The sequence below is a fragment of the Rhodococcus sp. WMMA185 genome (assembly GCF_001767395.1).
Taxonomy (GTDB): Bacteria; Actinomycetota; Actinomycetes; order Mycobacteriales; family Mycobacteriaceae; genus Rhodococcus_F.
Map to the genome: position 1 here is coordinate 3,894,752 of NZ_CP017014.1, position 21,474 is coordinate 3,916,225.

The following is a 21,474-nucleotide window of genomic DNA, read 5'->3' on the forward strand; positions in this document are numbered from 1 at the left end:
TGTCTGCGGCGGCCCAACCTGCGTTCCGTCGAGGAAGCGCACCGAGACCGAACCGACCATCGACTGGAATCCATACCCAAAAAGATCGCCCCCAAGGTCCTGAACTGGGCCTCCATCATCGACGACGACACAGTCGACCAGGCCAGGTCCCTCGCCGAGCTGCCGTTCATCCACCAGCACGTCGCACTCATGCCCGACGCCCACCTGGGCAAGGGCTCGAGTGTGGGCACCGTGATTCCTACGAGGGGCGCGGTGATCCCAGCCGCGGTCGGGGTCGACATCGGCTGCGGCTGCTCGGTCATCCGGACCAACGTGCACAAGGAGGACGTGGACGCGAATCTGGTGTCCGGCCACACGCTGGCCGAGCTGCGCGAGGCGGTCGAGGACGCGATCCCGATGTCAGCGGGCAACTACAACCCCCGCTTCGACAGGTACGAGTTCACCGCCAAGCGGATCGCCGCCCTCGAGACGATGGCCGCCGACAGCGAGGTCGACCTGTCGCACTCGCCGCGGTGGCGCGAGCAACTGGGCACGCTCGGCGGTGGGAACCACTTCACGGAGGCGTGCTTCTGTAAGGACGATCAGGTCTGGCTCACGCTGCACTCCGGCAGCCGTGGTGTGGGAAACAAGATCGCGCAGAAGCACATCAAGATCGCGCAGCAGATGTGTGAGAAGTGGTTCGTCCCGCTCACCGACAGGGATCACGCCTACCTGCCCGAGGACACCGACGAGTTCTGGCGCTACATCAAGGATCTGCGCTGGGCCCAGGCGTTCGCGCTGGCCAACCGGGGCGAGATGCTCGACAGATTCCGGCTGGCCTTCGCCGAGTGGATGGGCCTGGACCCCGACCAGATCGAGACCGACCGGATCGAGAGCCACCACAACTACACCGAGCAGACAACCATGGGCGGCAAGACCTTGTGGCTGACCCGCAAGGGAGCCGTGGACGCCTCGCCGGGCAAGCGTGGAATCATCCCAGGCTCGATGGGGACGCGGTCCTACATCACCGAGGGAAAGGGCAACGCCGCGTCGTTCCACTCGGCTCCGCATGGGGCAGGACGAATGTTCTCCCGCACCGAAGCACGCAAGCGCTTCACGCTCGACGACCTCGAGCAGTCGATGGCGGGCATCGAGTACCGCCACGGAAAGGAGTGGATCGACGAGATCCCCGCGGCCTACAAGGCGATCGATGTGGTGATGGAGGACGCATCCGACCTGGTCACGATCCTGCACGAGCTGCGCCAGTTCCTGAATGTCAAGGGACAGTAGGGGGCTAGCGGCGGTAATTACTGGAATCACGAGGATGATGGGTGTCGGATCCCGCGGCCGCGGAGCGATGCCCGGACTCGGTCGGCTACTACCGTCGGGGCGTCCGCATCAGGTGAGAACCCACGATCGTCGTCTACGCGTTCAGCACCAGCGGGGTGATGGCGTCCAATTGGGGCGCGATACGCTCGCGCTCGACTTCGATGTCGTAGCGGTCCTGCAGGTTCATCCAGAACCGTTCGCTGGTCGAGAAGTACCGGGCCAGCCGGAGGGCAGTGTCCGGGGAGATACGGCGCTTGCCGTGCACGATCTCGTTGATCCGGCGCGGCGGAACCCCGATCGCGACAGCTAGGTGGTGCTGGGTGATCCCGAATGCCTTGATGTACTCCTCGTTGAGGATCTCCCCTGGGGTGACCCGGTCGAAAAGTGGTTCGTTCTGTGCGTTCATGGTCACTCCTCGAGCTGTTGCCTGTCGTGGGTCTGCTGTCAGTGGTAGTCGGCGATTTCCACATCGCGGGGGCCGCTCGCGGTCCAGACGAAACAGATCCGCCATTGATCGTCGATTCGGATGCTGTGCTGCCCCTTACGGTCTCCTACCAGCTTTTCCAGCCGGTTACCTGGCGGAATGCGAAGGTCGTTGATGTCGTCCGCGGCGTCGAGGATCAGCAGTTTCCGGTATGCCGCTCGCTGAACCTCTGGGCCGAGTTGGCGGCTGTGGCGACGGCCCCACACCTTCTCGGCCTCTTTGCCGGCGAATTTTAACGCGACGCGTCATTAACGCCAAGCGTTACGCGGCGGCCTCGGGGGCGAACCGGATTCGCTCCGAACTCCTCCTCTGCGATCTTCAGAGATATAAGATCGACGAGATCCCCGCGGCCTACAAGGCGATCGACGTGGTGATGGAAGACGCATCCGACCTGGTCACAGTCCTGCACGAGCTACGCCAGTTTCTGAATGTCAAGGGACAGTAGAGGACTCGAACTGCTAGCTTCCATAGCGTGAGCGCCGAAGCATCCTCTTTCGAGTTCGTCCGCACAACACGCGAACACTTCCCTCAACTGCAGCGATGGCTCCGCGAACCACACGTCGCGAGGTTCTGGAACCAAGAGACCTCGGACGCCGACATCGAACGGGATTTCGGAGGCAGCATCGACGGCACCGAACCCAGAGAGGACTTTCTCGTCCTCCGCGATGGATCACCGTTCGGATTCATCCAGCGGTACCGGATCGCCGACTACCCCGAGGATCTCGAACTCCTGACCAAGCTCGTCGAGATCCCGGCGGGGAGTATCTCGATCGACTACTTCGTCGGCGACCCGCAAAACACCGGCCGCGGCCTGGGCACCTCGATGCTCATCGCCTTCGCCGCCAAGTGCCGCGCCGACCTACCAGACGCCACCACGATCATCGTCCCTGTCGTCGTCCCCAACCGGGCGTCGTGGCGCGCACTCGAGAAGGCCGGCTTTCGCCGGGTCGGCGAGGGTTATCTGCCACCGGACAATCCGATCGACGACGGCGCCCACTACCTGAGCAGGCTCGATCTTCGTTAGGCATGAGAGCTGGGTTGACTGTGGAACCAGATGGAGATTCGGCAAGCCCGAGCATCGAGAACGTAACCCAGGGTAATTATGTTTCTGCGCAATATAATTGGGGAGTAGCGTGACCTGCATTGTTCGGGTCCCGTCCACAAACCGGATGACGCCGCCACCCTCACGATCTCCGGTGGCAGCGTCACCCGACTGAACCGTGCCGGTATCAGCTGAAGGCGCTGCCTGCGCCCGAACCGCTGCCGGTCAGCGAACCGAAGTCGAAGCACAGCGATCCGAGACACCGTTCGATGCCGATCACCGACACCGTACTGTCCTCGAAGTTGGTGACATAGGCGCGGGACCCGTCCGGTGAGATCGCCACTCCGAACGGGAGGTCCCCTACGGGGACGGTCTTGACCACCGTGTTGGTGGCGGTTTCGATCACCGACACCGAATCATCATCACCATTGGCGACGTACGCGCGGGCCCCGTCCGGGGTGACCGCCACCCCGAATGGACTGACCCCGACCGGGATGGGTTCGCCCACAACGGTGTTGGTGGCGGTCTCGATCACCGACACCGAATCATCGCTGATGTTGGAGACGTAGACGCGGGACCCGTCCGGGCTGACCGCCACCCCACGCGGACCGCTCCCGACCCCCACGGTTTTGACCACGGTGTTCCCGGCGGTCTCGATCACCGACACCGAACTATCAAGTCGGTTGGTGACGTAGGCGTGGGACCCATTCGGGGTGATCGCGACCTCACGCGGACTGCTCCCGACCGCGATGGGTCCGCCCATGATTGCGTTGGTGTCGGTGTCGATCACCGACACCTCGTCATCACCCCTGATGGTGACGTAGACGCGGGAACCATCCGGGGTGACCGCCACCCCGACCGGGCGGTCCCCGAGGTCGACGGTCTCGATGATGCTGTTCCCAGCGGTCTCGATCACCGACACCGAATCGTCGTCACGGTTGGCGACGTAGGCGTGAGACCCATCCGGGGAGATCGCCACCCCGGTCGGGAAGTCCCCGACATCGAAGGTATCAACCACCATTTTCGTGCCGGCGTCGATCACCGACACCGAATCGTCCGACTGGTCGGTGACGTAGACGCGGGACCCGTCCGGGGTGAGCGCCACCCCGACCGGGTTGTTCCCGACTGGGACGGTCGCGATGACGGTATCCGCCACTGCAGCTCCCGCCCCCACCCCGGTCATACCGAGCACCATTACGAATACGGCCGTCACTCCGAGCGCGACACGATGGGTGCGCCCCCTGACCGTGGAACAACCCCGAAGACTCCTGTGGTGATTCACATTATCCTCCTGCCTAGAGGAACAAAACGGATCAACCTTGCAGCGAGACAACCGATGTCTGGGCCCAACACCGGCCCATCGGAGGCTAACAGCCAAAATCTCTATTTCACCTCAGGACTCGCCGCACTCCTCACGGCCACTTCGCCATACGAGGAATGATCGAGCCTCCGGACCGCCCTACGTGTCAGAAGCGCGATCGGCATGCGTGCCGCAACGAACACCAATATGTGCCACGATCGTCGTATTGGTCGTCCGCAACCGGCTGAAGGACGCGTGGCGAAACCGCTCCGCCAAACGGCGCCTCTTCCTAAGATCGACGCATGACAGCACAACGGGCGTCGGAAGAGGTTGTGGACTGGTCCAGGATCGAGAACCGGGCACCGTCGGTAGCGGCATTGTTCGTGGATCGGGTGGCGCAGTCACCAGGCCGCGAAGCATTCCGCTACGTCGACCCGCGGGACGCTAGCCGGTGGTCGAGCATCACGTGGTCCGAGGCGGGTGACCGGGTGTTCAAGCTCGCTGCCGGTCTCATCGGACTCGGCGTGCAGTCCGAGCAACGGGTGGCGTTGGCTTCGTCCACCCGGCACGAATGGGCGTTGGCCGATCTGGCCGTGATGTGCGCCGGTGCGGCCACCACCACCGTGTATCCCACAACCAAAGCCGACGACGTCGCTTACATCCTCGCCAACTCCGGCAGTCGGGTCGTCTTCGCCGAGGACGACGTTCAGCTGGCCAAACTGCGACAGCAGCGTGATGAACTCGGCCACGTCGACAAGGTCGTGCTGATCGAAGGCACCCCCGGCGACAACGACGACAGCTGGGTCATCACCTTCGAGCAGTTGCTCGACCTCGGTGCCGAACTGCTCTCTCGGACACCCGATGCCGTGCACGAGCGGATCGAGGCGATCAAGCCGGACGACCTCGCGACCCTGATCTACACCTCGGGCACCACGGGCAAGCCGAAGGGAGTCCGACTTTCGCATTCCGCGTGGACGTACGAGGTCGCAGCGGTCGACTCCACCGACATCCTCGACGCCGACGACCTTCAATATCTCTGGCTCCCGCTCGCGCACGTATTCGGAAAGCTCCTGCTCACCCTTCCTCTACAAATCGGATTCGCGACCGCGATCGACGGCCGCATCGACAAGATCGTCGAGAATCTTGCCGTGGTGAAGCCCACCTTCATGGGCGCGGCTCCGCGGATCTTCGAGAAGGCTTACGCCCGCATCGTCTCGATGGTGCGGGAGGAGGGCGGGCCGAAGGAGAAGATCTTCGACTGGGCTATCGGTGTCGGCCTTGCGGTGTCCAAGGCAAAGCAGGCCGGCAGGAAACCGTCCCTTCTGGATTCGATTCAGCACGTCGTTGCCGATCGATTGGTGTACAGCACCATCCGGGATCGCTTCGGGGGACGTCTGAAGTTCTTCATCTCCGGGTCCGCGCCGCTCAATGCCGATGTTGCGCAATGGTTCGACGCAGTCGGCATCGTCGTTCTGGAAGGCTACGGACTCTCCGAGACCAGTGCCGCCACGTTCGTCAATCGTCCGTCGGCGTACCAGTTCGGCACCGTCGGCTGGCCCGTTCCCGGAACCGAACTCCAGATCGCTGACGACGGCGAGATCCTGATCAAGGGTCCGGGCGTCATGAGTGGATATCACGAGAATCCTGAAGCCACGGCCGACGCGCTCACCGAGGACGGGTGGTTCCGCACGGGCGACATCGGAATGATCGACGACAAGGGCTACCTGCGGATAACCGACCGCAAGAAGGACATGTTCAAGACGTCCAACGGTAAGTACGTCGCACCGTCCGCGATTGCGTCCACATTCAAGGGCATCTGCCCCTACGTCGGTGAAATCATCGTCGACGGCGAAGGAAAGTCGTACTGTGTCGCCCTGATTTCCCTTGATGCCGAAGCCATCGGTGAATGGGCGAAACAACACGGAATGGGCGACAAGTCGCTCGCCGAAATCGCGAATGCTCAGCAGACCCGCAACCTGATCGGGGGCTACATCGAGGAACTCAACGCCAATCTGAATCGGTGGGAGCAGGTCAAGAAGTTCCACATCCTCGATCGCGAACTGACCATCGAGAACGGCGAGATCACACCGAGCATGAAGCTCAAGCGCAAGGTCGTGATGACAAATTTCTCCGACGCACTCGCGGATCTCTACGCCTGATTTGACCCTCACGCGAGGTGAGGCTGCACGCTGGAGGATGTGAGCGAGAAACACACGGTTGGCGTGGTCGGCAGGCTGGTCGGAGTCAGTGTGCGCACGTTGCACCACTACGACGAGATCGGCCTGGTGACGCCGTCCGGCCGCACACCCAGTGGGTACCGCAGCTATTCGGATGCAGACGTCGAACGCCTGCACCAGGTGTTGACGTACCGGGAACTGGGATTCCCTCTCGAGGAGATCGCAGCCCTCCTCGACGACCCCGACGTGGATGCGCTGTCGCATCTGCAGCGTCAGCACGCGTTGCTGGGCGAACGGATCGATCGCTTACACCAAATGGTTGCAGCCGTGGAGAAGATGATGGAGGCAAAGAGCATGGGCATTGCGCTCACCCCCGAAGAGCAGCACGAGATCTTCGGCGACGACTGGCGCGGCGAGGAATACGCAACAGAGGCCGAGGAGCGCTGGAGCGAGAGCACAGCCTGGAAGCAGTCACAGCAACGCACCGCGAAGCTGAACAAGCAGGACTGGCGGCGAATCAAGGCCGAGATCGACGCGCTCGAGACGAGGTTTGCGCAAGCGATGGCTGAGGGCGTCGAACCGGGGTCCGATCGCGCGAATGCGCTGGCCGAAGAACATCGCGCCGGCGTCTCGAAGTTCTACGACTGCGACCACACGATGCAGGTCAATCTCGCCGAGATGTACGTCGCCGACGCCCGCTTTCGTCAGCACTACGAGAAGGTCGCCCCCGGGCTCGCCCAGTACGTGAGGGACGTCATCGTCGCCAACGCGAGTTAGCAGTAGCCTGGTCGCCGAGTCAGTACGGATGCCGGTCGGACTTCGCGAGCCACGCGTCATAGGCGTCGGCTCCGAGGTCCGGCCGGAATTGCTCGATCTTGATGCGGCGCTCCGCGAACGGCTTGTTGAAGTCTTCGTACTGGAAGGCGTCGTCGAATCCGATCGCGCTCGTGGCGGCGAGGTCGCAGGCGAAATGGACGGCGTCGAGCCTGGCCCAGTAGATGGCGCTCATGCACATCGGGCAAGGCGCACCGCTGGTATAGATCTCCATGCCCATCAACATTTTCGCGCGCTCGGGAACCTTGTCTACCGATCCCTCCGGGCGCGGAACCAGTTCGAGCGTCGAATCAGCGCGACGGTTCTTCGCGATCGACGGGGCTTCCGTGTTCAACACCTGCACCGCCTTGCGGATCGCTTCGATCTCCGCATGAGCGGTGATATCACCGGTCAGCAGGACTCGGTTCTGCCCACGAGCCACGATCTCGCCGCCGCTGGCGATCACCGCGCCGAATGGCCCGCCCCAATCGTTGTCGACCGATTCCTCGGCCAGCCGACACGCCTCTGCCATGAGTTCTTCACGCGTCACAACTCGCCCCGATCTGCAGTCTCGTTCACCGACGGCTCACGCCGGTCGATCTGCTGCCCTCGAGCACTGTGGCCCATGATCCTCGACGAGTATGCGCGTGAACTAGATGACACTCCAACACCGGTGATTGTTCAGCGCGTCGGCACTACGCTGAACTCATGTCCTCGTCGCAGCGCCCCAACCTGGGTCAGTACATTCGATACACGTTCGGTGGCACACTGCCCGAGTCGATGCAGGACTGGGTCCGCAACGACCTGGTCGGTCCCGGCGCCTCGGTGCGGTACCTCACGCGGTTCATGCTTCCAGGCGCTCTAGCGCTGCTGCTGTTCCTGCTCATCCCGGGCCCGGTGTGGGTTCCGCTGGCGATGATGGCCCTGCTGCTCATCCCGCTTCTCTACTTCGCGATCGCTCTGATGAACAACTACCGACGCCACCGCCTGCTCATCCACGGCCTCGACCCGGATCTGGTGAACGAGAGGGCGACGCGACGCGCGAACCTCACCCGTGCGGACTACGAGCAGCGTCACGGCCGCGCCCTGAGTTAGCCACCACCGTTCACCACAACGCTCTGGTATCGCGTTTCGGCGGGCGATACAGTCGAACTGTCGGATCTGTCGCTGGCCTGCTTGAATGCAATCTCCGCCTCTGAGCCGAACCATGAAACGGGCCGAACCCATGAAACGCTTCGATCTTCGTAATCGGACTGATCAACTCGATCCAGAGACACAGTACGAGGAGATCTGCCGCGTTCTCGGCACACAGGAATTCCCCTGGGACATCACTCAGGCGCTCAGCTTCGCACTGTTCCGAACGTATGCCGTACCCACCATCGGGAATCTGTTGTATCAAACGGGCGAGTTCACCGAGCGCGTGCAGAAACGCTATGACGACACCGCCCTGATCCTCGACGCCGTCCTCGAAGACGGCATACACAGTGATCGCGGCCGGGCCGCGATCCGTCGCATGAACCAGATGCACGGCTCCTACGACATCTCCAATGACGACATGCGATATGTCCTGTCGACGTTCGTTGTCACGCCCGTCCGCTGGATCGACGACTTCGGCTGGCGGAAGCTGACTCGCAATGAAATCGTCGCCTCGACGAACTACTACCGGGCACTGGGCAGCCGCATGGGTATCAAACAGATTCCGGAGACTTTCGAGGCGTTCGAGAAGTTCCTGGACGACTACGAGCGCGAGCACTTCCTCTTCGACGAGGGCAGCCGCGCCGTGGCAGATTCCACCCTGGACCTTCTGTGCACCTTCCCGCCCAACAATCTCGCACCCGCAGCCCTGATCAAGCGATTCTCCATGGCGATCATGGACGATCATCTCCTCGACGCGTTCGGCTATCCCCGCCCCTCGCCACTGTTTAGACGTCTGGCTCGCGGAGCACTGAAGGCACGCGCGCGACTGATTCGCTTCTACCCGGTTCGCACCGTGCCCAAGTTCGCGCGCGACCTGTCCAGCATTCGCAGCTACCCGCACGGGTACGAGGTGGAGAAACTGGGCACCTTCCCCACTACTTGCCCGGTTCGCCGCACCACCGAAACCAACTCTGGCGATAGGCATACCGATTCCGGACCCGAGAATCACCTTCCGACATAGGTCGCGAGATGGCGGCCGGTGAGGGTGGAGCGGTCAGCGACGAGATCGGCTGGTGTGCCCTCGAAGACAATTCGGCCACCGTCGTGTCCGGCACCGGGGCCGAGGTCGATGATCCAGTCGGCGTGCGCCATCACCGCCTGGTGATGCTCGATGACAATGACGGACTTGCCGGAGTCGACGAGGCGGTCCAGCAGGCCGAGTAGGTGCTCGACATCGGCGAGGTGAAGGCCGGTGGTCGGCTCGTCGAGAACGTAGACATCACCCTTTTGGGCCATGGCGACAGCCAACTTCAGCCGCTGCCGCTCACCGCCGGACAACGTGGTCAGCGGCTGACCTAAGCCGAGGTAAGCGAGCCCGACGTCGGCGAGTCGCTGCAGAAGCTTGTGAGCGGTCGGGATCCGCGCTTCGCCTGTCCCGAAGAACTCTTCGGCCTCGGCCACCGACAGTGCGAGCACCTCGCTGATGTCCTTGCCGCCGAATTGGTACTCCAACACCTCCGCCCGAAACCGCTTCCCCTCACACTCTTCGCAGGTGGTTTCGACCGTGGCCATGACTCCGAGGTCGGTATAGATGACGCCGGCACCGCTGCAAGTAGGACAGGCGCCCTCGGAGTTGGAGCTGAAGAGCGCCGGCTTCACGCCGTTGGCCTTCGCGAACGCCTTGCGGATCGGCTCGAGCAGTCCGGTGTACGTCGCGGGGTTGCTTCGCCGGGAGCCTTTGATCGCACTCTGATCGATCGACACAACTGCGTCACCACCAGACACCGAACCGTGGATCAGCGAACTCTTGCCCGAGCCTGCCACGCCGGTGACCGCCACCAGCACGCCGAGCGGGATGTCGACGTCGACGGCGCGCAGGTTGTGGGCGGCGGCGCCGCGCACCTCGAGCGCCCCTGAAGGTGTGCGGACCGCAGGCTTGACGGACGCACGGTAGTCGAGGTGGCGCCCGGTGAGCGTGCCGACGGAACGCAGACCCTCGACGGTGCCCTCGAACACCACTTGCCCGCCCTCGGTGCCCGCGCGCGGGCCGAGGTCGACAACGTGGTCGGCGATCGCGATCGTCTCCGGCTTGTGCTCCACCACCAGCACGGTGTTGCCCTTGTCGCGCAGTTGCAGCAACAGCTCGTTCATCCTCGCGATGTCGTGCGGGTGCAGGCCAATGGTCGGCTCGTCGAAGACGTAGGTGACATCGGTGAGTGATGAGCCGAGATGGCGGATCATTTTGGTGCGCTGGGCTTCTCCTCCAGAGAGCGTGCCGGATGGCCGGTCGAGGGAGAGATATCCCAGCCCGATCCGCACGAACGAGTCGAGAAGGTGTTGCAGACCGGTGAGCAGCGGAGCCACCCTAGGCTCTTCCAGGCTTCGGACCCATTCGGCGAGGTCGCTGATCTGCATCGCGCACAGGTCGGCGATGTTCCTCCCCTCGATCTTCGAGGACCGCGCCTCCTCGGTGAGCCGGGTTCCGTCGCAGTCGAAGCATTCGGAGAACGTCACCGCCCGCTCCACGAACGCCCGGATATGCGGCTGCATCGCATCGACATCCTTGGACAGGAACGACTTCTGAATCTTCGGAATCAACCCCTCGAACGTCACGTTGACGCCCTCGACCTTGACCTTGGTCGGCTCCTTGTAGAGCAGGTCGTGCAGCTGTTTCTCGGTGAACTTCGCGATCGGCTCGTCCGGGTCGAAGAAGCCGCAGCCGCGGAAGATGCGTCCGTACCAACCCTCCATGCCGTAGCCGGGGATGGTGAGCGCGCCCTCGTTGAGCGATTTGCTCTCGTCGTACAGGGCCGCAAGGTCGAAGTCGGAGACCGAACCCATACCCTCGCAGCGCGGACACATGCCACCGAGTCGGTTGAAGGTTGCCTTCTCGGCCTTGGACTTGCCGCCGCGCTCGATCGTGATCGCACCGCTGGCTCTCACGGTCGGCATGTTGAACGAGAATGCGTTGGGCGAGCCGATGTGCGGCAGCCCGATTCGGCTGAAGAGAATGCGTAGCATCGCATTGGCGTCAGTGGCGGTGCCGACGGTGGAGCGGGGATTCGCGCCCATTCGCTCCTGGTCGACGATGATCGTGGTCGTCAGCCCGTCGAGTACGTCGACCTCGGGGCGCGCGAGGGTCGGCATGAAGCCCTGCACAAAGGCGCTGTAGGTCTCGTTGATCAGCCGCTGCGACTCCGCAGCGATCGTGGCGAACACCAGAGAACTCTTGCCCGAGCCGGAGACGCCGGTGAACACCGTAAGCCGCCGCTTCGGGAGCTCGACGCTCACATCTTTCAGATTGTTCTCGCGGGCACCGTACACGCGGATCAGGTCGTGGCTGTCCGCGCGGTGAATCTCAGGCAACTGCGTGTCCTTACTCGTGGCAACGCACGTGGTCTCCCCTGTTCGCTCCTGGGGAGGCATCCCACTGAGTAGGGATGTACTCGAATCGTTCTCGGACACACCGAGTATTGCAACGGCAACACGCCCATACTGCCGTAGTGTTCCTGCACGTAAAGACCGTCGAACGGAAGGGATTACGCGTGAACTTCTCTCGAGGGACCTTGACAATCGCGGCCCTGGCCGGAGCTGCATCCATCGCTCTCGCACCCGCGGCAACCGCCGCACCCGTCTACGAGATCGGCCCCGTACCGCCGATCGGAACCGTCTACTCGAACAACTTGGTGACGCTCGGCGCGCTGGTCACGCCTACCCCAGCGAACGGGGACGAAACGTCACCCGTCATTCTCGAGATCACCGAACCCGACGGCGAGGTCAATGTTCGATTGATCCCGCTGACCCTCGGGTTCGGAACGGTGGCAACCAGAATCCACGAAGCCGGCCGGTACACGGCCGTGTTCACGTTCAACCCACCGATCGGCGCCGAAGCCGAGGAAACGATCGAGTTCGACGTCGTCCCATCACCCTTTTCGGGAAGCAGCTGACCCTCCCGGTTTCATCGTCGACTCGACATAGTCGGCGAAGGTCTGCGGAAGCCGGCCGGTGAGAGCCTCGACATCGCCGGTCACCACCGCCAGCTCGCCCGCACCGATAGCCGCGTACGAGGTCACCCACCCTTCGACCTCGAACGCGGGCGCGCCGAAGTGGGCACGGGATGCGTAGGCCTCTTCGAGGGTCTCGTTCTCGAACCGCACCGGCCGACCGGTCACCCTCGTGATCGTCTCCGCCGCATCGGCAAGGGTGAACGCTTCGGGTCCGGTCAACCGATAGGTCGCGCCGTCGTGGTCGCCGTTACCGGTCGCGAGGACCGCGGCTGCGGCATCAGCGACGTCGTCGGGCGCCACGGCGGAAACTTTGCCGTTGCCGGCCGGACCGCGGATGACGCCTCGGTCGTCCACCATCAACGGGATCATCGACTGGTACCAGCTGTCCTGCAGGAAGGTGAACTTCAGCCCGCTGCGCCGTATGTGCTGTTCGGTGTAGTAGTGGTCGCGCCCGAACGTGAACGTGCACTCGGGCGCTGCGCCGAGAAACGAGAGGTAGACGATCCGTTCCACCCCGGCATCACGGGCGGCGTCGACCACTGTGGCGTGCTCTTCTCGTCGAGTGGCACTCTCGTGTCCCGAGACGAGAAAGAGCAGTCGGACACCGCGCAGTGCGGCCGTCATCGCGCCTGCATCCGCGTAGGTAGCCACGGCGAAAGTGGAGTCGAAGTGCTCGGCGAGCGGCTCGAGGCGCTGAGAGTTCCGCCCGATCAGGCGGATACCAGCACCGCCGCCCAGCCTCTCGAGTACCTTGCCCCCGATCGAGCCGGTGGCCCCTGTCACTGCGATGGTCATGGCCAGCATTATCCCAGCGCCCTCACCTCTACTCTGGTCCGTATGACTGAACCCGTAGCAACCGCTGACCTGGCAGATGAGATCGGACCTGAGATTCGGAGCTGCGATACGCAGTTCGTCCAGTACGGCGGGCGTGACGTGTTTTCCGGCCCCATCACCACCATCAAGTGCTTCCAGGACAATCTGCTGGTCAAGCAGACACTCAGCGAGCCGGGCAATGGCGGCGTCCTCGTCGTCGATGGTGACGCGAGCGTCCATACAGCGCTGGTCGGAGACATCATCGCCGGACGCGGGGTCGACAACGGGTGGGCCGGAGTGATCGTCAATGGCGCAGTCCGCGACTCGGCGATCCTGAAGACCCTCGACATCGGGGTCAAAGCACTCGGCACCAATCCTCGCAAGAGCACCCAAACCGGTTCGGGCGAGAAGAACGTGCCGGTCGAGATCGGCGGAGTGACATTCAACCCTGGCGAGACCGTCTACAGCGACCAGGACGGCGTCGTCGTCCGCTGATTCGTCGCTTTCGAGGAGGCAGTGATGTCGGACGAGATCCGGTCCAGAGTGGCCGAACTGATGCCTACGGCACGTGACCAACTCGCGACGCTGGTCGGCATGCGTTCGGTGGCCGATCCGCGGCAGTTCCCGCCGGAGGAATGTACTCGCGCGGCCGAATGGGTCAGGGACGCGTTCATCGCAGCCGGAATCGGACAGGTGGACCTGCTGCCGACATCCGACGGATCACTCGCAGTCGTAGGGCACCAACCCGGACCGGAAGGCGCGCCCACGGTCCTGCTCTACAGCCACTACGACGTTCAGCCTCCCGGAGACGAGACACTCTGGGACACAGATCCTTTCACCCTCACCGAGCGGGATGGACGCTGGTACGGCCGTGGTGCGGCCGACTGCAAGGGCAACGTCGTGATGCACCTGCTGGCGCTGCGAGCGCTCGGCACGCCGCTGCCCGTCGGAATCAGGATCGTCGTCGAAGGATCCGAGGAGATGGGCACCGGCGGGCTCGAGAACCTCGTCGAGGCCAGGCCGGAACTGTTCGATGCCGACATGATCCTCATCGGCGATGTCGGAAACGCTGAGGTCGGGAGTCCGACCGTCACGACCACGCTGCGCGGCATCGCGAACGTCGTGGTGCACGTCGAGACCCTTGCCGGAGAGGTGCACTCCGGCATGTTCGGCGGGCCCGCCCCGGACGCGCTCGCAGCGCTCGTACGGATACTCGCCACGCTACGAGACGAGGAGGGAAACACCGTCGTCGACGGTGTGGAATCCGACCAGACGTGGACGGGGGTGGAGTATCCCGAGGCGCAGTTCCGCACCGACGCAGGAGTTCTCGATGGCGTCGGCCTGACCGGTTCGGGATCCGTGTCGGACGCCGTGTGGGCGCAGCCGACCCTGACGATCCTCGGCATCGACTGCCCGCCGGTGGTCGGATCCGCGGCCGCCATCCAACCGCGCGCTTCGGCCCGGCTGAATCTCCGTGTGCCGCCGGGAATGGATCCACAGATGGCACAGGACGCGCTCGCGGCGCATCTCGAGAACGCCGCGCCGTGGGGTGCGCGGGTGACCGTGGAACCCGAAGCGATCGGTTCGCCGTTCCGGGCCGGCGCCGACGGTCCGGGTTACACCGCCCTCGGAGCGGCGATGGAAGAGGCTTTCGGCAAGAAACTTGGAAGCGTCGGGCACGGCGGATCGATCCCACTGTGCAACGTCTTGTCCGCCATGGTGCCGAACGCGGAGATCGCCCTGATCGGGGTGGAGGAACCGCGCTGCCTCATTCACGCACCCAACGAGAGTGTCGATCCGAGCGAAATCCGAAACCTCGCGGTCGCCGAAGCACTGTTCCTGCAGCGATTCGCGACCGTCGACCGTCACGGCTGAGAACTCACCCGCGCGGTCATCCCACCGATCTCCACGACGTCGCCGTCGCGCAACTGCCGGCCCCGCCGCACCTCGACCTCATCGTTCACCGTCACCAGACCGTCGGCGATCACCTCTTTCGCCTCGGCGCCCGACTCGATGAGGTTGGCGAGTTTGAGGAACTGGCCCAGACGGATGGATTCGTCTCGGATCGGCACGGCGTCAGGAGTGTCGGACATGCCTCTATCATCCCTCTCCACCCAAATCGCATCCCGACGGCTCACACTGAACACTGGAAAGTAACCAGTGATCGCGCTCCACCTCTCTCGCCGGGAAGGAAACGCTCGATGGCAGCTAGCACGGAGGCACACCACACGTCGGGGGCCGAGGCGACGTCCGAGCCGGAAGCGGGCAACACCACGCCACGGACCGGGCTTGCTCCGGGCTCGAAGACACGGACCGGGCTTGCTCCGGGCTCGAAGACAAGGCGCGGGCGTGCTCCGGGCTCGAAGAACGCATATCTGCACCAGGTTCCCCACATCTCGGGGCTGATCCTGGGCGTCTTCTCGGTGCTGGTGTTCTTGTGGAGCCTCTCCCCCGTCCTGCGGTACTACATCGATGCGCCGCGGAACTACGTGGACACCTACTATTTCGATGCCCCCGACACGAGCCTTTCCTGGGCGCTCGTGGTCGGCCTGCTCGCGGCGGCATTGGCCAGCCGCAAACGCATCGCGTGGTGGCTGCTCACGCTTTATCTGGCTGTCTTCCTAGCACTCAACGTCGCCGTGGCGATCACAGACCGCAACCCGAACGCAGCAATTGCCGCGGCCGTGCAGTTGGTGGTCATCGGGATCCTCATTGCCGCAAGGCCAGAGTTCTACACACGCGTGCGTCGCGGCGCCGGCTGGAAGGCGCTCGGGGTGCTGCTGGTCGGTTTTGGCGTGGGGACCGTCATCGGCTGGGGCCTCGTCGAACTGTTCCCGGGCTCCCTCGAGGCAGACGATCGCTTCCTGTGGGCGTTCAATCGGGTCACCGCGCTGGCCTCGATAGACAATACGCAGTTTTCCGGCCAGCCCAACGGCTTCGTCAACACGCTGCTCGGCCTGTTCGGCGCACTCGCACTCCTCGCTGCCGTGATCACCCTGTTCCGCTCTCAACGCTCCCACAATGCACTCACCGGCAACGACGAGTCGGCACTGCGCGGGCTCCTGCAGCAGTACGGCGAAGACGACTCACTCGGCTACTTCGCCACCCGCCGCGACAAGGCCGTCGTCTTTGCGCCCAGCGGCAAGGCCGCCATCACCTACCGCGTCGAGATCGGCGTCTGCCTCGCCAGCGGCGATCCGATCGGCGACCCGGAGGCGTGGCCGCATGCGATCGCGGCCTGGCAGGCACTCGCCTCTCGGTACGGTTGGGCGACCGCGGTGATGGGCACCAGCGAAGCCGGTGCTACCGCCTACAACAAGGCGGGTCTCACCGTGCTCCAACTCGGCGACGAGGCCGTCTTGCGGACCCGCGAGTTCAGTCTCAACGGACGTGACATGCGGCAGGTTCGACAGGCCGTCACCCGGGCGCGGCGCCAAGGGGTCAAAGTCCGAATCAGGCGACACCGGGATGTGCCCGCAGAGGAGATGGCGCAGACCATTCGGCTCGCGGACGCCTGGCGCGACACCGAGAACGAGCGCGGATTCTCGATGGCTCTCGGCCGCCTCGGCGACCGCCTCGACGGGGATTGCCTGTTGGTGCAGGCGATCGACGCGGGCGATGAGATAGTCGGCGTCCTCTCGCTGGTGCCCTGGGGTCCGATGGGTGTCTCGCTCGATCTGATGCGCCGCAAACCCACATCGCCCAACGGTGTGGTCGAATTGATGATTACCGAACTCGCTACCACCTCTGAGCAATTCGGCATTACCAAGGTATCGCTGAACTTCGCCGTCTTTCGCTCGGTATTCGCGGAAGGCTCCCGAATCGGCGCGGGGCCCATCTTGCGGATCTGGCGGTCGATCCTCGTCTTCTTCTCACGATGGTGGCAGCTCGAGGCGTTGTACCGATCCAATGTGAAGTATCAGCCCGAATGGGTACCGCGCTACCTGTGCTTCGAAGACAACCGCGAACTGCTGCGCGTCGGATTCGCATCAGCCGTCGCGGAAGGGTTCGTGACTCTGCCGAAGTTCGGCCGCTCCGGAACCCAGGACGCCATCGCGCACACCGGCACTCACGCATCGGTCCCCGCGGCGCTGGTCGCGGCGGAGGGACTGCGCGCGGATGGCAGCGCACCCCACGAAGTACTCCGGCCGACGCCGATCGGCCCGAAACGTCCCGAGCAGGTGCGCGTGCGACTCGACAAACTCGAGGCCTTCGCCGAGGCGGGCATCGACGCGTACCCGGTCGCCTATCCGCCGACCCACACCGTGGCAGCAGCGTCGAAGTCCCCGGAGGGCACGACGGTTCGCATCGCCGGCCGCTTGCTCCGGATCCGCGACTACGGCGGTGTCGTATTCGTGGTGATTCGGGACTGGTCGGGTGACATCCAGATTCTCGTCGACGAGGCGAGGGTCGGTACCGATCGCATCCGTGCGTTTGCCACCGAGTTCGACCTCGGCGACCTGGTCGCAGTGGCCGGTGTCATCGGATACAGCCGCCGTGGGGTGCTGTCGCTGCTGGCGAACGAGTGGCGCATCACCGGCAAGTGCCTGCATCCGCTACCCGACAAGTGGAAGGGCCTGTCGGACCCGGAGACTCGCGTACGACAGCGGTACATCGACCTCGCAATCAATGTCAAAGCCCGGCGTCTCCTCGAGGCCCGCAGCGCAATCGTCAAGTCGCTTCGTGACTCCCTCGGAAGCCGCGGATTCCTCGAAGTGGAGACGCCGATTCTCCAGCAGGCACACGGCGGCGCCCATGCAGCACCGTTCCTGACCCATATCAACGCCTACAACCTCGACCTGTACCTGCGGATTGCACCGGAGCTGTACCTCAAACGCCTGTGTGTGGCGGGTGTGGAGAAGGTCTTCGAGATCGGCCGCGTGTTCCGCAACGAGGGCGTCGACTACAAGCACAACCCGGAGTTCACCATCCTCGAGGCGTACGAGGCGCACAGCGATTACGAGAAGATGATGGTGCTGTGCCGAGAACTCATTCAGGCAGCGGCCAGGGCCGCGCACGGACGTGAGGTGGTCAAGCGACCCGGACCGGGCGGCACCTTGATCGAGGTGGATATCTCCGGCGAGTGGCCGGTAAAGACCATGCATCAGGCTATTGCGGACAAGATCGACGCCGATGTCTCACCCACTACTCCGCTCGCGGACCTGCAACGGTTCTGCGATGAATACGAGATCCCCTACCAGACCACCTGGGACGCTGGGGAGGTCGCGCAGGAGATGTACGAACACTTGGTTGAGAACCACACCGAGTTCCCCACCTTCTACACGAACTTCCCGACGTCGATGTCGCCGCTGACGCGCCCCCATCCCACAATCCCGGGGGTGGCGGCCAAGTGGGATCTGGTGGCGTGGGGCATCGAACTCGGTACGGCCTACAGCGAGTTGACGGACCCGGTGGATCAGCGCAGGCGACTCACCGAGCAGTCCATGCTCGCCGCAGGCGGCGACGAAGAGGCGATGGACCTCGACGAGGATTTCCTGGAAGCCCTCGAGCACGCCATGCCTCCGACCGGCGGACTCGGCGTGGGTGTTGATCGGGTGGTTATGCTCATCACCGGTGGCAGCATCCGCGAGTCTCTCGCCTTCCCGCTGGCCAAGCCCAAGCAATGATGTACCGAAGTCACTGCACTTTGGTTAGCGATGGTTCCACGTGAAACCTCCAGGGGAAACCATTCTGGGGGTGCATGTGGTGGTTGACGGCAAGGGCCCACCGGTCGTTCTATACGGCGGCCTCGGCGGAAACTGGTTCGACTGGGACGGAGTCGCAGCGCAACTGTCCCGCGATCACCGAGTCGTTCGGATCGACCGTCCGGGGTACGGCCTGAGTCCGACGTCGAATGAACCGCCGACTGTCCAGGGCGAGGCACAGCGTATCCGTGCTGTGCTCGCCCAACTCGCCATCACCGAGCCGGCGATCGTCGTAGGTCACTCACTCGGCGGGATCTATGCCGAGGCATTCGCGCGTCTATACCCCCGGCAGACGTCGGCGGTGTTGCTACTCGATGCGACCGTTCCGAAACGGCGGCGCCTGCTCGTACCCACACGGTGGCGGGTGGAGACCGGCCGACGGATCGCTCATGCCGCCAGCCTCGCGGGGCTCCAGCACGCACTCGGCCCGGGTGTGTACCGCCTGCTGAATCATTCGAAGCCGCCCGACGGGATACCACCACCCATGCAGGCGTGGATCGATCGCGTCGTCCGCGAGCCCGCCTACCTCGAGGCCTCGATCGTGGAGAACGCGTCGTATCCCGAGCTCGTTCACCAACTGCTCGATTTACGTGAGGGAACGATGCTCACCGCACCGGTCGTCGTCGCGGCTGCCGACTCCGCCAGCCGGACACCGTGGGGGTGGGTGTGGATCAGGACGCAGCAACGTTTCGCGGAGGCCCTCGGCGCAGACTTCCGGGTGGTGCGGCCCGCGAAGCACCACGCCATGATCGACCAACCGGACCAGATCGCGGCACTGGTGAGGGGCCTGTCGGGGTGATGCGCACTGCGTCGGCTCTCACGTGGCATCGTGTTCGGCGTGCAACTGCTACTCATCCGCCACGCGCTGCCCGAACTGGTCGCCACGTCCGACGGCCACGCGGACCCCGCGCTGACAGAGGAAGGCCACGCCCAGGCCGCGCGCCTGCCCGCAGCACTGGCCCCGTATCGCATTGCGCGGATAGCAAGCAGCCCGCAGCGCCGGGCAATCGAGACCGCGGCTCCCCTGGCCGACGCACTGAACCTGCCCGTCACCGAGCACCTCGGCCTCGCCGAATACGACTACGGCCTCGGCGTCTATATCCCGTTTCACGAAGCCGAGGCCCGCGTCCCCGAGACTTTCGCCCGGATCCGGGCCGGACATTTCCCGGACTTCGTCGATCCCGAGGCGTTCCGGAACCGGGTGTTCGAGGCGATCGAGAAAATCGTCGACGATTCCGACCACGAGGACACCGTCGCGGTGTTCGCGCACGGCGGCGTCATCAACGTTTACCTGCAGGAACTCCTCGGACTCGACCGTCCGCTGGTGTTTCCGATCGAGTACGTATCGCTGACCCGGATACTCGTCTCACGCACTGGCGCACGCCGGGTCGCGTCGGTCAACGAGACCGGTCACATTCGAGACATGTTGCGGCGGTAGGCCGCTAAGACTGGCCGAGTCGGGCGCCGAACCACTCCAAGGTGTGGGACCAGGCTCCGGCCGCGGCGTCGGGGTTGAACACAGCCGGACGATCGTCGCAGTTGAAGCCGTGGTCGGCGTCGGGGTACCGCACGATTTCGGTGGCCACCGCCGCGTTCGCTGCCGCCTTGCGCAACTCCTCGACATCCGTGACGGGGATTCCCTTGTCGCGGTCTCCGAACAAGCCCAGCCACGGGGTTTGCAGGTCTGCCGCGACCTCGAGCATCGACCGATAGCCGAAACGACCCTGGCTGATTCCACCGCCGTAGTACGTAGCCGCCGCCCCGAGCTCACGCCGCACAGCAGTGTGGAAGGCGACGGTTCCGCCCATGCAGAAACCCACGATTGCCGTGTCGAGGGGAGCGATCGATGCCGCCGCGAGCACCTCGATTGCGGCGTCGACGTCCTCGTCGATGGCCGTGGCCTCGAGCTTGCCCATCAACGGCATAGCGGTTTCGAGGTCGTCGTATGCCACCACCGGGTCGCCACTTCGATGGAACAGGTGCGGTGCGACAGCGTGGTATCCGGCGCTAGCGAAGCGACGACAGACGTCGGTGATGTGCTCGGTGACGCCGAACGCTTCCTGGATGACAACGACGCCCCCGCGGGCCGGTCCGTTGGGCGTGATACTGGTCACTGGTGCGGTCACGGAATCCAACGTACGCGAATTCGAGACAACGCCCTCGGGAAGCGCAGCGCTCACGAAGCGCGGAGCCGGGAGAGATACCGCATCACCCGTGCGTCATCCCAGTCGTGTGCCTCACGCAGACCGTCCGCGATCGTCGCAAGATACACCGGCGCCGGTGGATTGCGGTCCACCATGTCGCCGCGCGCCCAGGTCGTGAACGTGCACATCTTTGCTCCCGCGTGGTCTCCGAGCGCGACCACGCGGTCGTAGCACTCCGGCTCCTGCGCGTGAATGTCCTCGAACTGCTCTTGCGTCACAAGGAAGGCGCGAGCCGCCACGGTTCCTGGAGCGTCGGGGTCATAGAACGCTCGACCACCACCCCACACCCTCGATACTCCAGCGAAGAATATGGACCCGGGTATCTCCAACGGCATCGACCCGCGTGGCGCGCTCGGATCACGCGCCCCCGGATTCGTGTGACGGCCACCCGCCGGGCGCCCGCCCTGCAGGTAGCACGCCAGTCGCGACGTCGCCATGTTCGACCCATAGCTGACGTACCAGATCAGCACACCTCTGACCGTAC

22 protein-coding genes are annotated in these 21,474 nt (G+C 64.2%); 13 read left to right on the forward strand and 9 right to left on the reverse strand.

The features are described from left to right. The first annotated feature begins 72 nt into the window (after positions 1-72). Entirely contained in the window at positions 73-1,269 is a 1,197-nt protein-coding gene (locus BFN03_RS17565) for an RtcB family protein (RefSeq protein ID WP_070380086.1), read from the forward strand. A gap of 133 nt (positions 1,270-1,402) precedes the next feature. Here BFN03_RS17565 and BFN03_RS17570 read toward each other — a convergent pair whose 3' ends face one another. After that, positions 1,403-1,714, reverse strand: coding sequence for a HigA family addiction module antitoxin (locus tag BFN03_RS17570; protein WP_070381039.1), 312 nt, complete (start codon positions 1,712-1,714; stop codon positions 1,403-1,405). A gap of 38 nt (positions 1,715-1,752) precedes the next feature. Then, positions 1,753-1,998: a type II toxin-antitoxin system RelE/ParE family toxin gene (locus tag BFN03_RS20290; protein WP_084385673.1), complete on the reverse strand. Its 246-nt coding sequence runs from the start codon at positions 1,996-1,998 to the stop codon at positions 1,753-1,755. Between BFN03_RS20290 and BFN03_RS20500 the strand changes: the two genes are divergently transcribed. Both BFN03_RS20500 and BFN03_RS17580 read left to right on the forward strand, forming a co-directional pair. Then, positions 1,944-2,237: an RtcB family protein gene (locus BFN03_RS20500; protein WP_157109645.1), complete on the forward strand. Its 294-nt coding sequence runs from the start codon at positions 1,944-1,946 to the stop codon at positions 2,235-2,237. The two genes, BFN03_RS20290 and BFN03_RS20500, sit on opposite strands and share 55 nt — an antisense overlap. Positions 2,238-2,264: 27 nt before the next feature. Beyond that, entirely contained in the window at positions 2,265-2,816 is a 552-nt protein-coding gene (locus tag BFN03_RS17580) for a GNAT family N-acetyltransferase (RefSeq protein WP_070380088.1), read from the forward strand. Positions 2,817-3,021: 205 nt separating this feature from the next. Here BFN03_RS17580 and BFN03_RS17585 read toward each other — a convergent pair whose 3' ends face one another. Then, the gene (locus tag BFN03_RS17585) at positions 3,022-4,116 is read right to left on the reverse strand and encodes a beta-propeller fold lactonase family protein (RefSeq protein ID WP_232320323.1); all 1,095 of its coding nucleotides are present in this window, start codon (positions 4,114-4,116) and stop codon (positions 3,022-3,024) included. 320 nt (positions 4,117-4,436) lie between these two features. Here BFN03_RS17585 and BFN03_RS17590 point away from each other — a divergent pair, with 320 nt between their 5' ends. Together BFN03_RS17590 and BFN03_RS17595 are read left to right on the forward strand one after the other, a co-directional pair. Then, on the forward strand, positions 4,437-6,293 hold the full coding sequence (locus BFN03_RS17590) for an AMP-dependent synthetase/ligase (RefSeq protein WP_070380090.1): 1,857 nt from the start codon (positions 4,437-4,439) through the stop codon (positions 6,291-6,293). A 39-nt stretch (positions 6,294-6,332) separates the two neighbouring features. Then, a complete protein-coding gene (locus BFN03_RS17595) occupies positions 6,333-7,088 on the forward strand; it encodes a MerR family transcriptional regulator (RefSeq protein WP_070380091.1) in 756 nt (251 codons plus the stop codon). 19 nt (positions 7,089-7,107) lie between these two features. Here the strand turns inward: BFN03_RS17595 and BFN03_RS17600 are convergent, their stop codons facing one another. After that, a complete protein-coding gene (locus BFN03_RS17600; protein ID WP_157109646.1) occupies positions 7,108-7,674 on the reverse strand; it encodes a nucleoside deaminase in 567 nt (188 codons plus the stop codon). A gap of 158 nt (positions 7,675-7,832) precedes the next feature. On the opposite strand from BFN03_RS17600, the gene BFN03_RS17605 reads away from it, so the two are divergent. Both BFN03_RS17605 and BFN03_RS17610 read left to right on the forward strand, forming a co-directional pair. Further along, complete coding sequence (locus BFN03_RS17605) at positions 7,833-8,219, forward strand: DUF5313 family protein (protein WP_070380092.1); 387 nt, start codon at positions 7,833-7,835, stop codon at positions 8,217-8,219. A 130-nt stretch (positions 8,220-8,349) separates the two neighbouring features. Continuing rightward, entirely contained in the window at positions 8,350-9,282 is a 933-nt protein-coding gene (locus BFN03_RS17610) for an oxygenase MpaB family protein (RefSeq protein WP_070381041.1), read from the forward strand. Here the strand turns inward: BFN03_RS17610 and BFN03_RS17615 are convergent. After that, positions 9,267-11,687, reverse strand: coding sequence for an ATP-binding cassette domain-containing protein (locus BFN03_RS17615; RefSeq protein WP_070380093.1), 2,421 nt, complete (start codon positions 11,685-11,687; stop codon positions 9,267-9,269). The two genes, BFN03_RS17610 and BFN03_RS17615, sit on opposite strands and share 16 nt — an antisense overlap. A gap of 119 nt (positions 11,688-11,806) precedes the next feature. Here BFN03_RS17615 and BFN03_RS17620 point away from each other — a divergent pair, with 119 nt between their 5' ends. After that, positions 11,807-12,208 carry a hypothetical protein gene (locus tag BFN03_RS17620; protein WP_070380094.1) on the forward strand — a complete coding sequence of 134 codons (402 nt, stop codon included), beginning with the start codon at positions 11,807-11,809 and terminating at the stop codon, positions 12,206-12,208. Here the strand turns inward: BFN03_RS17620 and BFN03_RS17625 are convergent. Continuing rightward, positions 12,185-13,063 carry an NAD(P)H-binding protein gene (locus BFN03_RS17625; protein ID WP_070381042.1) on the reverse strand — a complete coding sequence of 293 codons (879 nt, stop codon included), beginning with the start codon at positions 13,061-13,063 and terminating at the stop codon, positions 12,185-12,187. The genes BFN03_RS17620 and BFN03_RS17625 overlap by 24 nt on opposite strands. Positions 13,064-13,105: 42 nt before the next feature. On the opposite strand from BFN03_RS17625, the gene rraA reads away from it, so the two are divergent. Together rraA and BFN03_RS17635 are read left to right on the forward strand one after the other, a co-directional pair. Next, positions 13,106-13,576 (forward strand): ribonuclease E activity regulator RraA, encoded by a 471-nt coding sequence (gene rraA / locus BFN03_RS17630; protein ID WP_070380095.1) that lies wholly within the window; start codon positions 13,106-13,108, stop codon positions 13,574-13,576. A 24-nt stretch (positions 13,577-13,600) separates the two neighbouring features. Next, a complete protein-coding gene (locus BFN03_RS17635) occupies positions 13,601-14,956 on the forward strand; it encodes a dipeptidase (RefSeq protein ID WP_070380096.1) in 1,356 nt (451 codons plus the stop codon). On the opposite strand, the gene BFN03_RS17640 is transcribed toward BFN03_RS17635, so the two are convergent. After that, positions 14,947-15,174, reverse strand: a complete 228-nt coding sequence (locus BFN03_RS17640) for an RNA-binding S4 domain-containing protein (RefSeq protein ID WP_070380097.1) — start codon at positions 15,172-15,174, stop codon at positions 14,947-14,949. The two genes, BFN03_RS17635 and BFN03_RS17640, sit on opposite strands and share 10 nt — an antisense overlap. A 108-nt stretch (positions 15,175-15,282) precedes the next feature. Between BFN03_RS17640 and lysX the strand changes: the two genes are divergently transcribed. From lysX to BFN03_RS17655, 3 genes are all read left to right on the forward strand, one after another. Then, complete coding sequence (lysX, locus tag BFN03_RS17645; protein WP_084385674.1) at positions 15,283-18,708, forward strand: bifunctional lysylphosphatidylglycerol synthetase/lysine--tRNA ligase LysX; 3,426 nt, start codon at positions 15,283-15,285, stop codon at positions 18,706-18,708. A 70-nt stretch (positions 18,709-18,778) separates the two neighbouring features. After that, complete coding sequence (locus tag BFN03_RS17650) at positions 18,779-19,585, forward strand: alpha/beta fold hydrolase (RefSeq protein WP_232320326.1); 807 nt, start codon at positions 18,779-18,781, stop codon at positions 19,583-19,585. A gap of 39 nt (positions 19,586-19,624) precedes the next feature. Then, positions 19,625-20,224: a histidine phosphatase family protein gene (locus BFN03_RS17655; protein ID WP_070381044.1), complete on the forward strand. Its 600-nt coding sequence runs from the start codon at positions 19,625-19,627 to the stop codon at positions 20,222-20,224. A gap of 4 nt (positions 20,225-20,228) precedes the next feature. Here the strand turns inward: BFN03_RS17655 and BFN03_RS17660 are convergent, their stop codons facing one another. Together BFN03_RS17660 and BFN03_RS17665 are read right to left on the reverse strand one after the other, a co-directional pair. After that, positions 20,229-20,912, reverse strand: a complete 684-nt coding sequence (locus BFN03_RS17660) for a dienelactone hydrolase family protein (protein WP_070380099.1) — start codon at positions 20,910-20,912, stop codon at positions 20,229-20,231. Between the two features lie 50 nt (positions 20,913-20,962). Beyond that, positions 20,963-21,460 (reverse strand): hypothetical protein, encoded by a 498-nt coding sequence (locus tag BFN03_RS17665; protein ID WP_070380100.1) that lies wholly within the window; start codon positions 21,458-21,460, stop codon positions 20,963-20,965. Between the last annotated feature and the right edge of the window lie 14 nt (positions 21,461-21,474).